Source organism: Pseudomonas paraglycinae, from assembly GCF_021601625.1.
In the GTDB taxonomy this organism is placed as follows: domain Bacteria; phylum Pseudomonadota; class Gammaproteobacteria; order Pseudomonadales; family Pseudomonadaceae; genus Aquipseudomonas; species Aquipseudomonas paraglycinae.
In genome coordinates this window covers 117304-130109 of sequence record NZ_BQHR01000006.1, presented here as the reverse complement: position 1 = coordinate 130109, position 12806 = coordinate 117304, and the positions used below count along the sequence as shown (strand labels likewise).

Sequence of the window (12806 nt, the reverse complement as noted above, 5' to 3'; positions counted from 1 at the left end):
GTCGCAGGCCGGGGTGGGGCGTAGAGTCGCCGTGAATGCTTGAGATTGGCGCTTTTCCCTTTGCTTTCAGGCTTGTACGAACCGAGATGTGGTCGCGCCCGGAACAGAGGGTTTGCGTGTTGATTTAACTGGGTTACGCTCGAACCAAGCCAGATGTTCAATCCAAACAATGGAGTTCAGCATGGGTTACAAGAAGATTCAGGTTCCAGCCGTCGGCGACAAAATCACCGTCAACGCAGACCATTCTCTCAATGTCCCTGATAACCCGATCATTCCCTTCATCGAAGGTGACGGCATTGGCGTCGACGTCAGCCCTGTGATGATCAAAGTGGTTGATGCTGCCGTAGAAAAAGCCTACGGGGGCAAGCGCAAGATTTCCTGGATGGAGGTTTATGCTGGCGAAAAAGCAACTCAGGTTTATGACCAGGACACCTGGCTGCCCCAGGAAACCCTGGACGCGGTCAAGGATTACGTGGTCTCCATCAAAGGCCCGCTGACCACTCCGGTCGGTGGCGGCATCCGTTCCCTCAACGTCGCCCTGCGCCAACAGCTTGATCTCTATGTCTGCCTGCGCCCTGTGGTGTGGTTCGAAGGTGTGCCGAGCCCGGTGAAAAAGCCTGGCGACGTCGACATGGTGATCTTCCGCGAGAACTCCGAAGACATTTATGCCGGTATCGAATGGAAGGCCGGCTCCCCTGAAGCCACCAAGGTCATCAAATTCCTGAAAGAAGAAATGGGCGTCACCAAGATCCGTTTCGACCAGGATTGCGGCATCGGCATCAAGCCGGTTTCCAAAGAAGGCACCAAGCGTCTGGTGCGCAAGGCCCTGCAATACGTGGTGGACAACGACCGCAAGTCGCTGACCATCGTGCACAAGGGCAACATCATGAAATTCACCGAAGGTGCCTTCAAGGACTGGGGTTACGAGGTGGCGAAGGAGGAATTCGGCGCCGAGCTGCTCGATGGCGGCCCATGGATGAAATTCAAGAACCCGAAAACCGGTCGTGAAGTCGTCGTCAAGGACGCCATCGCCGACGCCATGCTTCAGCAGATCCTGCTGCGTCCGGCCGAGTACGATGTGATCGCCACCCTCAACCTCAACGGTGACTACCTGTCCGACGCCCTGGCAGCGGAAGTGGGCGGTATCGGTATCGCGCCGGGCGCCAACCTGTCCGACACCGTGGCCATGTTCGAGGCGACCCACGGTACTGCGCCGAAATATGCCGGCAAGGACCAGGTCAACCCGGGTTCGGTGATTCTGTCGGCGGAGATGATGCTGCGCCACCTTGGCTGGACCGAGGCGGCCGACCTGATCATCAAGGGCACCAATGGCGCCATCAAGGCCAAGACCGTGACCTACGACTTCGAACGTCTGATGGAAGGCGCCACGCTGGTGTCTTCTTCGGGCTTCGGTGAAGCGCTGATCAAGCACATGTAAGAACGGCAGCTGCAACGAAACCGCCCGGCTCGAGTGATCGAGCCGGGCGGTTTGTTTTCTGGCAGGTGTTCGGGTTGCTTCAGCTGGTCACTGATTGGTGATGAGCGGCTGCCGAGGCGGCATCTTTTGCGGCTTCGACATTCTTGATTTCTGTAGCGTGAAGGCCTTTGGGGCCTTGGACGATCACGAATTCGACGATTTGCCCGGCTTTGAGGGTTTTGTACCCGTCCATCTTGATGGCGGAAAAATGGGCAAAGAAATCGATATCCTTGCCGTCCTCGTCCTTCCCCTCGCGGGATTCGGTATTGATGAAGCCGAACCCCTTGGCATTGTTGAACCATTTCACCTTGCCGACAGCCATGCTCAAATCCCTCTGCAACAGTCTCCATCGCTGGAGTATCATCCAATTCATCCGCAGTCGAATCCGTTAAAAAGATTGACTCCGCGGATCTTTTTTCCCCACTGTGGGTTCTATTGGTTGTAACACCGTTTTCCCGATAGTCAAGGTGACCGGGCAGTCGGAGTTGAAAACGTGTCAAGCCGCCCCCACCACTGTATTTGCACAACTGACGAACCTTTCTTTCCATGCATGCAATCAGCCAGATTCGACTAACATTCAATCAGGATCGCCCGCTTCTCCAAAAGGATCTTCCACAGGAGCACGACGACGATTCGGCAGGCGTTGCTGTTCAGGAAGCAAAGCCTGCGTTACAGGCGCCGCCGATGTACAAGGTGGTTTTGTTTAATGATGACTACACACCGATGGATTTCGTCGTCGAAGTGCTCGAGGTGTTTTTTAACCTGAATCGCGAGCTGGCGACCAAGGTCATGCTGGCCGTCCACACAGAAGGGCGGGCAGTATGTGGAGTGTTTACCCGCGACATCGCCGAGACAAAGGCCATGCAGGTCAACCAGTACGCCAGGGAAAGCCAGCATCCGCTACTCTGTGAAATCGAGAAGGACGGTTAATCGCCGACCACTTGGGTATGAGGTGAAGCTATGTTAAACCGCGAGCTCGAAGTCACCCTCAATCTTGCCTTCAAGGAGGCACGTTCGAAACGTCATGAATTCATGACCGTCGAACACCTGCTGCTGGCCCTATTGGACAATGAGGCTGCCGCCACCGTATTGCGTGCCTGCGGCGCAAACCTCGACAAACTCAAGCACGACCTGCAGGAGTTCATCGACTCCACCACGCCACTGATCCCCGTCCATGACGAGGATCGCGAAACCCAGCCAACCCTGGGCTTCCAGCGTGTGCTGCAACGTGCTGTCTTTCATGTGCAGAGCTCGGGCAAACGCGAAGTGACCGGCGCCAACGTGCTGGTTGCAATCTTCAGTGAGCAAGAGAGTCAGGCGGTGTTCCTGCTGAAACAGCAGAGCGTTGCACGCATTGATGTCGTCAACTATATCGCCCACGGCATTTCCAAAGTGCCGGGGCATGGCGATCACTCTGAAGGTGAACAAGATATGCAGGACGACGAGGGCGGTGAGTCTTCTTCTTCAGGCAATCCGCTGGACGCTTACGCCAGCAACCTCAACGAACTCGCACGCCAGGGCCGGATCGATCCGCTGGTCGGGCGTGAAACGGAAGTCGAGCGTGTCGCGCAGATTCTCGCGCGCCGTCGCAAGAACAATCCGCTGCTGGTAGGCGAGGCTGGCGTGGGTAAAACCGCGATTGCCGAAGGCCTGGCCAAACGTATTGTCGACAACCAGGTGCCGGACCTGCTGGCCAACAGCGTCGTTTATTCCCTCGATCTGGGCGCACTGCTCGCGGGCACCAAGTATCGCGGTGACTTCGAGAAGCGCTTCAAGGCGCTGCTCAACGAACTGAAAAAACGTCCGCAGGCGATCCTGTTCATCGACGAAATCCACACCATCATCGGTGCGGGTGCTGCGTCCGGTGGCGTCATGGATGCCTCGAACCTGCTCAAACCGCTGCTGTCGTCTGGCGACATTCGCTGCATCGGCTCGACCACGTTCCAGGAATTCCGTGGCATCTTCGAAAAAGACCGTGCCCTGGCGCGTCGCTTCCAGAAGGTCGATGTCGTCGAGCCGTCGGTGGAAGACACCATCGGTATCCTGCGCGGCCTGAAAGGGCGTTTCGAACAGCACCACAACATCGAATACAGCGATGAGTCGCTGCGCGCCGCTGCGGAATTGGCTTCGCGCTACATCAATGACCGGCACATGCCGGACAAGGCCATCGATGTGATCGACGAGGCCGGCGCTTATCAGCGTCTGCAACCGGTCGAGAAGCGTGTGAAACGCATCGAAGTGCCTGAGGTCGAGGACATCGTTGCGAAAATCGCGCGGATTCCGCCGAAGCACGTCACCAGCTCCGACAAGGAACTGCTGCGTAACCTCGAGCGTGACCTGAAGCTGACGGTGTTCGGTCAGGACGCGGCGATCGATTCGCTGTCGACTGCGATCAAGCTGTCCCGTGCCGGGCTCAAGTCGCCTGACAAGCCTGTCGGTTCGTTCCTGTTCGCAGGACCGACCGGTGTTGGTAAAACCGAAGCCGCGCGTCAATTGGCCAAGGCGTTGGGGATCGAACTGGTGCGCTTCGACATGTCCGAGTACATGGAGCGTCACACCGTATCGCGTCTGATCGGTGCGCCTCCGGGGTATGTCGGTTTCGACCAGGGCGGTCTGTTGACCGAAGCGATCACCAAGCAGCCGCATTGCGTATTGCTGCTCGATGAAATCGAGAAGGCGCATCCGGAAGTCTTCAACCTGCTGCTGCAGGTGATGGACCACGGTACGCTGACCGACAACAACGGGCGCAAGGCGGATTTCCGCAATGTGATCGTGATCATGACCACCAACGCCGGTGCTGAGACGGCGGCACGTGCTTCGATCGGTTTCACCCATCAGGACCACTCGTCTGATGCGATGGAAGTGATCAAGAAGAGCTTTACGCCGGAATTCCGCAACCGTCTGGATACCATCATTCAGTTTGGTCGCCTCAGTCATGAGGTCATCAAAAGCGTGGTGGACAAGTTCCTCACCGAACTTCAGGCGCAGCTGGAAGACAAGCGTGTGCTTCTGGAAGTTACCGATGCGGCGCGCAGCTGGCTGGCGGCCGGTGGTTACGATTCGGCCATGGGCGCTCGTCCGATGGCGCGTCTGATCCAGGACAAGATCAAGCGTCCGCTGGCGGAGGAGATTCTGTTTGGCGAGCTGGCCGAGCATGGTGGTGTGGTTCACATCGACATCAAGGATGGTGAGTTGACGTTTGACTTCGAGACCACTGCAGAAATGGCCTGACGGCTGGTAAGTGAAAAGGCGCCTTCGGGCGCCTTTTTATTGTCTGCGGTTTTTATTTTGGGGGCATATCCGTTGCTTCGGGAGCTGCCGCTGGCGGTTTCGCCCTTACGGCGAGTCACCTTTTCCAAACGCCGAAAAGGTAACCCAAAAGGCTTCAACCCTGACGTACGGCCCTCGCTGTGGCTCGGGTTCCTTCGCTCCGGTATTGATCCGGGGGCATCGCCTACGGTTTGCTTCGCTGCACCTCCTCTCGATGTGTTTGGCTTCGCCAAACGGTCGCTGCGCTCCCACCCCCGGATCAATCCCTCCACTCAGCCTGCCGACGGGCCCTGCGATCAAAAGCGGTACTCGAGCTAACGCTCATCGTTTTGAGTGGAGAGGAGCGGGGCGTGTTTGGCTTTGGTTTTGTGGTGGGTTTACCCCTCACCCCAGCCCTCTCCCTGAGGAGAGGGAGCCGATTTTTGTGCTTTTCAAAGCCTGAGTTCAACGCGGTATCGCATGTCGGCGAACCTCTCCCAAATCACTCGATCAGTCCCCTCTCCCTCCGGGAGAGGGCTAGGGTGAGGGGCTCTTGATCTGGCTTTCGCTCTGGCTCTGGCTTTTGATTTTTTGCCCCTTCGGCAGGCCGAGCGGAGGTGTCCATCAGGGGGTAGGCGCGCAGCGCCGTGCGGCGAAGCCGCATACATCGAGAGGAGGTGCAGCGAAGCAAACCGTAGGCGATGCCCCCTGATGGACACCGTAGCGAGGGAACACTGAGCCTAAGCGAAGTGCCGTACGCCGGGGCGTAGACTTTTTGGTTACTTTTGAGGCGTTTGTCAAAAGTGACTCGCTGTAAGAGCGAAACCGCCAGGGGCAGCTCCCGAAGCAACGGATATACACTCAAAACTCAAGCACAAACCCAAAACCCAGACAAACAAAAACGCCCGGCATTAAGCCGGGCGTCTTGTATTGACTTGATTAGCGAGCGCGGTAAGTAATACGCCCTTTGCTCAAGTCATAGGGCGTCAGCTCGACGCGCACTTTGTCACCGGTAAGAATACGAATGTAGTTCTTGCGCATCTTGCCGGAAATATGCGCGGTTACGACGTGCCCATTTTCCAACTCCACACGAAACATGGTGTTGGGCAGGGTGTCGACGACAGTGCCTTCCATTTCGAAGCTGTCTTCTTTCGACATGCAGTAAAGCCCTCGGTATCCAATGAATGGCCCGGTGCAACTGCGCCAGGCAAAAGCGGCGTGCATTGTGCCCGAAAAATGGGGTTTACGCCAAGGGGTTTAGGGTTTGCGTTTAGTTCAGGACGACCCAGCGCTGATTGATCAGCAGTTCGATAGGCCGATATTGGGTCTTGTAGTTCATCTTTTTGCAGTTTTTGATCCAGTAACCCAGGTACACCGCCTCAAGCCCCAGCCGCTGGGCTTCGGCGATTTGCCAGAGGATTGCGTAACGGCCCAGGCTGCGGCGTTCCTCCGTCGGCTCGTAAAAGGTGTAGACCGCCGACAGGCCGTTGGGCAGCAGATCGGTCACGGCAACTGCCAGCAACCGTCCGTCGAGTCGGAACTCGTAGAAGCGTGAGAAGGGCAGGTCGCGTACCAGAAAGGTCGAGAATTGATCGCGGCTCGGCGGGTACATGTCGCCATCCGCGTGGCGCTGTTCGATGTAGCGCTGATAGAGGTCGAAGTACTCTTCGCTGAACGCCGGCTTGACCGGGCGCACCTGCAAATCGATGTTGCGCTTGAAGATGCGTTTCTGCTGACGGTTGGGGTTGAACTGAGCAACAGGAATGCGCGCAGGCACGCAGGCATTGCAGTTCTGGCAATGCGGGCGGTACAGATGGTCGCCGCTGCGACGAAAGCCCATTTCTGACAGGTCTGCGTAGACATGCACATCCATGGGCTGGCTCGGGTCGAGAAACAGGGTCGTCGCCTGTTCCTCGGGCAGATAACTGCAAGAGTGAGGCTGAGTGGCATAAAACTTCAACCGCGCCAACTCGGTCATGATCAACCCTCAAGGGTAAGCTGGTGAATTAAGTGTAAGCCACGCGCGCAAAAGTCGCTCAGCAAACCCAGGTCGCGTGATTGGGTTGATCAAGGTGTCGGGCCAGATATTCAGCGAATGCAGAGCGGGAAATCGCCCGGGCGCCAAGGCTGTGCAGATGATCGGTAGGCATCTGGCAGTCAATCAATACGAAACCCGCCTGTTTCAGATGTTGCACCAGCGTCGCAAAACCGTACTTGGACGCGTTGTCCGCGCGGCTGAACATCGACTCACCGAAGAACAGCTGCCCCATCGCCAGGCCGTACAGGCCGCCGACCAGTTCGCCCTCATCCCAGACTTCCACCGAGTGAGCAAAACCGCGCCGATGCAATTCGATATAGGCGTCCTGCATCGCCTCGGTGATCCAGGTGCCGTCGGCGTGTTCCCTGGGAGCGGCGCAGGCGTGGATCACGGCGTCGAAATCCTGATCGAAGGTCACTTGATAACGCTGTTTGCGCATCAATTTGCCGAGGCTGCGCGAGACGTGCAGTTCGTCGGGAAAAAGCACGGTGCGCGGATCCGGCGACCACCAGAGAATCGGCTGACCTTCGGAAAACCATGGAAAGCAGCCGTGACGATAAGCCTGGATCAAGCGATCGGCGGACAGGTCGCCACCGGCCGCCAGCAATCCGTTGGGATCGCGCATGGCCTTTTCCAGTGGCGGGAAAGTCAGTGAATTGCGTTGTAACCAAGTCAGCATGGCGTCCAGGCTTGCAGAAGGGGAGGGCGGTGGGCGCTGGGCCCGAGGTAAAGTGTGCCGGGAAATGACGCGAATGTCCTCCACTGAGGTGCTGTGTTTTGACCTCTGCAACTTGAGCATCCGAATGCGGTCGTAATCGGGCGTTGCACCGGTGCGGGCAAGGTTGCCGATGCCAATGTGTTGCACTCAGGGGAGATGAGGCGCGAATGCTTCGCTACGTTCATCAAATACACCTCATAAGCCTTTGTCACAAAAGGTAATGCATGCTCAAATTGAACGCCGGGTGTTGTGCGTTTGGCTATGCTTGAACCTGGGGCCTGGAAGCATGGCATCGAACGCGCAAACCCGTACAATGCCGGGCTGTTACAGAATATTCGCCGCGTGCCGTGTTTATAAAAGGCGGGGCGCAGTGTTAAAAGTAGTCTCCGTTGCGCCCGTCAATTTTTTTACCTGCCTGGATTGGGCAGTTTTTTATCGTCATTCAATAGATGGACGCGCCTCTGGCGCAGGAAAAGAAGCGTTTTGAAGAAATCCACGGAAGCACCAAAAACAGTCGTTCCGCTCTGGCGTCAACAGTTGCACTACCGGCTCAAGGAAGGTGCATTGATTGCCATCGGTGCCTTGTGCCTGTTCCTGATGATGGCGTTGCTGACCTACGGCAAGGATGATCCGGGCTGGAGCCACAACAGCAAGATCGACGACGTGCAGAACTTCGGCGGCCCGGCCGGTTCCTACAGCGCCGACATCCTGTTCATGGTGCTGGGTTATTTCGCCTACATCTTCCCGTTGCTGCTGGCGATCAAGGCGTATCAGATCTTCCGTCAGCGTCACGAACCGTGGCAGTGGAGCGGCTGGCTGTTCTCCTGGCGCCTGATCGGCCTGGTGTTTCTGGTGTTGTCCGGCGCCGCGCTGGCGCACATCCATTTCCATGCCGCCACCGGTCTGCCGGCTGGTGCCGGTGGTGCGCTGGGCGAAAGCCTTGGTGATCTGGCCCGTAATGCCCTGAACATTCAGGGCAGCACGTTGCTGTTCATCGCACTGTTTCTGTTCGGCCTGACGGTGTTCACTGACCTGTCGTGGTTCAAGGTGATGGACATCACCGGCAAGATCACCCTCGACCTGTTCGAACTGTTCCAGGGCGCGGTCAACCGCTGGTGGTCGGCGCGCACCGAGCGCAAGCAACTGGTCGCGCAACTGCGTGAAGTCGACGATCGCGTGCACGACGTGGTTGCACCGACAGTCACCGACAAGCGCGAGCAGGCCAAGGTCAAGGAGCGTCTGATCGAGCGCGAACAGGCTCTGAGCAAGCACATGTCCGAGCGCGAGAAACACGTTCCGCCGGTCATCGCCCCGGCTCCGGTCAAGGCGCCGGAGCCAAGCAAGCGCGTGCAGAAAGAGAAGCAGGTGCCGTTGTTCGTCGACAGCGCCGTAGAAGGCACCTTGCCGCCGATCTCAATTCTCGACCCGGCTGAAAAGAAACAACTCAATTATTCGCCCGAATCCCTGGCGGCGGTCGGCCACTTGTTGGAGATCAAACTCAAGGAATTCGGCGTTGAAGTCACCGTGGATTCGATCCATCCCGGTCCGGTCATTACCCGTTACGAAATCCAGCCTGCTGCGGGTGTGAAGGTCAGCCGTATCGCCAACCTGGCGAAAGACCTTGCACGTTCGCTGGCCGTGACCAGCGTACGGGTGGTCGAAGTGATTCCGGGCAAGACTACGGTCGGTATCGAGATTCCCAACGAAGACCGGCAGATCGTGCGCTTCTCCGAAGTGCTGTCGACGCCTGAGTACGACAACTTCAAATCGCCGGTCACCCTGGCCTTGGGCCACGATATCGGCGGCAAGCCGGTCATCACTGACCTGGCGAAGATGCCTCACCTGCTGGTGGCCGGTACCACCGGTTCCGGTAAATCGGTGGGCGTGAACGCGATGATCCTGTCGATCCTGTTCAAGTCCGGCCCGGACGACGCCAAGCTGATCATGATCGACCCGAAAATGCTCGAGCTGTCGATCTACGAAGGCATTCCGCACCTGCTGTGCCCGGTCGTGACCGACATGAAGGACGCCGCCAACGCCCTGCGCTGGAGCGTGGCCGAGATGGAGCGTCGCTACAAGCTGATGGCGAAGATGGGCGTGCGAAACCTGTCCGGCTTCAACGCCAAGGTCAAGGAAGCCCAGGACGCCGGCGAGCCCCTGAGCGATCCGCTGTACAAACGCGAAAGCATCCACGATGAAGCGCCGCTGCTGCAGAAGCTGCCGACCATCGTCGTGGTCGTGGACGAATTCGCCGACATGATGATGATCGTCGGCAAGAAGGTAGAAGAACTGATCGCCCGTATCGCCCAGAAGGCGCGTGCGGCCGGTATCCATCTGATCCTCGCGACCCAGCGGCCATCGGTAGACGTGATCACCGGTCTGATCAAGGCCAACATCCCGACGCGGATGGCGTTCCAGGTATCGAGCAAGATCGACTCCCGGACCATCATCGACCAGGGCGGCGCCGAGCAACTGCTCGGCCACGGTGACATGCTTTACATGCCGCCGGGCACCAGCCTGCCGATCCGGGTTCACGGCGCCTTCGTGTCCGACGATGAAGTTCACCGGGTGGTGGAAGCCTGGAAGCTGCGCGGTGCGCCGGAATACAACGACGACATCCTCAACGGTGTCGAAGAGGCGGGCAGTGGTTTCGAAGGCAGCAGCGGCGGCGGTGACGGCGACGATCCGGAAGCTGACGCGCTGTACGACGAAGCCGTGCAGTTCGTGCTGGAAAGCCGTCGCGCCTCCATCTCCGCTGTACAGCGCAAGCTGAAGATCGGCTACAACCGTGCCGCACGCATGATCGAAGCCATGGAAATGGCCGGGGTCGTGACGTCGATGAACACCAACGGTTCCCGCGAAGTACTGGCCCCTGGTCCGGTACGCGACTGATTCGATACCCTGATCCAAATGCAATGGACGGTGCATGAAGCGCCGTCCACTTTCCCACGAGTATTCAAGAGGACTCCCATGCGTCTTATCCGCATGTTGCTGCCGGTACTGGCTCTGACCACCCTCACGGCTCACGCCGATGACAAGGATGTGGCTCGCCTGACCCAATTGCTCGAAACATCCAAGACCCTGACCGCCAACTTCTCCCAGCTGACCCTCGACGGCAGCGGCACCCAGTTGCAGGAAACCACCGGCGACATGACCCTGCAGCGTCCGGGCCTGTTCTACTGGCACACCAATGCGCCCGCCGAGCAGACCATGGTGTCCGACGGCAAGAAGGTCACCCTGTGGGATCCGGATCTGGAACAGGCCACCATCAAGAAGCTCGATGAGCGTCTGACCCAGACCCCGGCCCTGTTACTGTCCGGCGACGTGTCGAAGATCAGCCAGAGCTTCGACATCAGCGCGAAAGAGGCGGGTGGCGTGATCGACTTCACCCTGAAGCCGAAAACCAAGGACACCCTGTTCGACAGCCTGCGCTTGTCGTTCCGCAACGGTCTGGTCAATGACATGCAACTGATCGACAGCGTCGGCCAGCGCACCAACATCCTGTTTACCGGTGTGAAGGCCAACGAAGCGGTCCCGGCATCGAAGTTCAAGTTCGACATCCCGAAGGGTGCCGACGTGATCCAGGAATAAACACAGAGGTTTCAACGGTACGTGATGGATCTGTTTCGCAGTGCACCGATTGCCCAGCCACTGGCCGCCCGTTTACGGGCGACCAATCTGGATGAGTACGTCGGTCAGGAACACGTGCTCGCTCGCGGCAAGCCTTTGCGCGAAGCGCTGGAGCAGGGTGCCCTGCACTCGATGATCTTCTGGGGCCCGCCGGGCGTGGGCAAAACCACCCTGGCGCGGTTGCTGGCGGAAGTCTCGGATGCGCACTTCGAAACGGTCTCGGCCGTCTTGGCCGGGGTCAAGGAGATCCGTCAGGCGGTGGAAATCGCCAAGCAGCAGGCCGGCCAGTACGGCAAGCGCACGATCCTGTTTGTCGATGAAGTGCACCGCTTCAACAAGTCTCAACAGGATGCGTTTCTACCGTACGTTGAGGACGGCACGCTGATCTTCATTGGCGCCACCACTGAAAACCCTTCTTTCGAACTGAACAACGCATTGCTGTCGCGGGCGCGGGTCTACGTACTCAAGAGCCTCGACGAAGCGGCGTTGCGCAAACTGGTGCACCGCGCGCTCACCGAAGAGCGTGGTCTGGGCAAGCGACATCTGACCCTCAGCGATGAAGGCTTCCAGATGCTGCTGTCCGCCGCCGACGGTGATGGCCGGCGCCTGCTGAACCTGCTGGAAAACGCCTCGGACCTGGCCGAAGACAACAGCGAGATGGGCACCGAGCTGCTGCAAAGCCTGCTCGGCGACACTCGCCGGCGTTTCGACAAGGGCGGTGAAGCGTTCTACGACCAGATTTCTGCGTTGCACAAATCGGTTCGTGGGTCGAATCCGGACGGCGCGCTGTACTGGTTTGCGCGAATGATCGACGGCGGCTGCGATCCGCTGTACCTGGCCCGGCGCGTGGTGCGCATGGCCAGCGAAGACATCGGCAATGCCGATCCTCGAGCCCTGAGCCTGTGCCTGGCCGCGTGGGAAGTGCAGGAACGTCTCGGCAGCCCGGAAGGTGAGTTGGCAGTGGCTCAGGCCATCACCTATCTGGCTTGCGCGCCGAAAAGCAACGCGGTGTACATGGGCTTCAAGACCGCGCTGCGCGCCGCCGCCGAACATGGCTCGCTGGAAGTGCCGCTGCACCTGCGCAATGCGCCGACCAAATTGATGAAGCAATTGGGTTATGGCGACGAATACCGTTACGCCCACGACGAACCGGACGCCTATGCAGCCGGCGAAGACTATTTCCCGGAAGAACTCGACCCGATTCCCTTCTACCAACCGGTGCCGCGCGGCCTGGAGTTGAAGATCGGCGAAAAGCTCAACCACCTCGCCCAACTTGATCGTTTAAGCCCCCGGCAGCGGAGAAAATAGTGGTTCCATTGATCGTTGCAGTCTCCGTTGGCGGGATTGCCGGCACCTTGTTGCGCTTCGCCACCGGCAATTGGGTCAACGCCAATTGGCCGCGGCACTTCTATACCGCGACGCTGGCCGTTAATATCGTGGGCTGTCTGCTGATTGGCGTGCTGTACGGCCTGTTTTTGATACGCCCGGAAGTACCGATCGAGGTACGTGCCGGGTTGATGGTCGGCTTCCTCGGGGGGCTGACGACTTTTTCATCCTTTTCACTGGATACGGTGCGCCTGCTGGAAAGCGGGCAAGTGCCGCTGGCCCTGGGCTATGCGGCCATCAGCGTATTCGGCGGGCTGCTCGCGACCTGGGCCGGCCTGTCCCTGACCAAACTTTGATAACGAGAAACC

At 58.6% G+C, this 12806-nt stretch carries 11 protein-coding genes; 7 read left to right on the top strand and 4 right to left on the bottom strand.

The window, feature by feature from the left end; translation table 11 throughout:
- Positions 1-181: 181 nt before the first annotated feature.
- Positions 182-1438, top strand: a complete 1257-nt coding sequence (gene icd, locus L6D82_RS11040) for an NADP-dependent isocitrate dehydrogenase (protein ID WP_007951441.1) — start codon at positions 182-184, stop codon at positions 1436-1438.
- A gap of 79 nt (positions 1439-1517) precedes the next feature.
- Here the strand turns inward: icd and L6D82_RS11035 are convergent, their stop codons facing one another.
- A complete protein-coding gene (locus L6D82_RS11035) occupies positions 1518-1799 on the bottom strand; it encodes a cold shock domain-containing protein (RefSeq protein ID WP_085745987.1) in 282 nt (93 codons plus the stop codon).
- 224 nt (positions 1800-2023) lie between these two features.
- Between L6D82_RS11035 and clpS the strand changes: the two genes are divergently transcribed.
- Both clpS and clpA read left to right on the top strand, forming a co-directional pair.
- Positions 2024-2407: an ATP-dependent Clp protease adapter ClpS gene (gene clpS / locus L6D82_RS11030; RefSeq protein WP_011334948.1), complete on the top strand. Its 384-nt coding sequence runs from the start codon at positions 2024-2026 to the stop codon at positions 2405-2407.
- Positions 2408-2437: 30 nt separating this feature from the next.
- A complete protein-coding gene (clpA, locus tag L6D82_RS11025; protein WP_007951436.1) occupies positions 2438-4708 on the top strand; it encodes an ATP-dependent Clp protease ATP-binding subunit ClpA in 2271 nt (756 codons plus the stop codon).
- Positions 4709-5665: 957 nt separating this feature from the next.
- On the opposite strand, the gene infA is transcribed toward clpA, so the two are convergent.
- The 3 genes from infA to aat all read right to left on the bottom strand — a co-directional run bounded on the left by infA (position 5666) and on the right by aat (position 7443).
- A complete protein-coding gene (gene infA, locus L6D82_RS11020) occupies positions 5666-5884 on the bottom strand; it encodes a translation initiation factor IF-1 (RefSeq protein WP_002553999.1) in 219 nt (72 codons plus the stop codon).
- Between the two features lie 112 nt (positions 5885-5996).
- A complete protein-coding gene (locus L6D82_RS11015; protein WP_102718731.1) occupies positions 5997-6704 on the bottom strand; it encodes an arginyltransferase in 708 nt (235 codons plus the stop codon).
- 58 nt (positions 6705-6762) lie between these two features.
- Positions 6763-7443 (bottom strand): leucyl/phenylalanyl-tRNA--protein transferase, encoded by a 681-nt coding sequence (gene aat / locus L6D82_RS11010; protein WP_236189029.1) that lies wholly within the window; start codon positions 7441-7443, stop codon positions 6763-6765.
- Between the two features lie 522 nt (positions 7444-7965).
- On the opposite strand from aat, the gene L6D82_RS11005 reads away from it, so the two are divergent.
- From L6D82_RS11005 to crcB, 4 genes are all read left to right on the top strand, one after another.
- Positions 7966-10374, top strand: coding sequence for a DNA translocase FtsK (locus tag L6D82_RS11005; protein WP_236189027.1), 2409 nt, complete (start codon positions 7966-7968; stop codon positions 10372-10374).
- 78 nt (positions 10375-10452) lie between these two features.
- Positions 10453-11073, top strand: coding sequence for an outer membrane lipoprotein periplasmic chaperone LolA (gene lolA / locus L6D82_RS11000; RefSeq protein ID WP_007958184.1), 621 nt, complete (start codon positions 10453-10455; stop codon positions 11071-11073).
- A 24-nt stretch (positions 11074-11097) separates the two neighbouring features.
- Entirely contained in the window at positions 11098-12420 is a 1323-nt protein-coding gene (locus L6D82_RS10995; protein WP_007958186.1) for a replication-associated recombination protein A, read from the top strand.
- The gene (crcB, locus tag L6D82_RS10990; protein ID WP_007958188.1) at positions 12420-12794 is read left to right on the top strand and encodes a fluoride efflux transporter CrcB; all 375 of its coding nucleotides are present in this window, start codon (positions 12420-12422) and stop codon (positions 12792-12794) included. Before L6D82_RS10995 ends, crcB begins: the two co-directional genes overlap by 1 nt.
- Positions 12795-12806 lie beyond the last annotated feature (12 nt).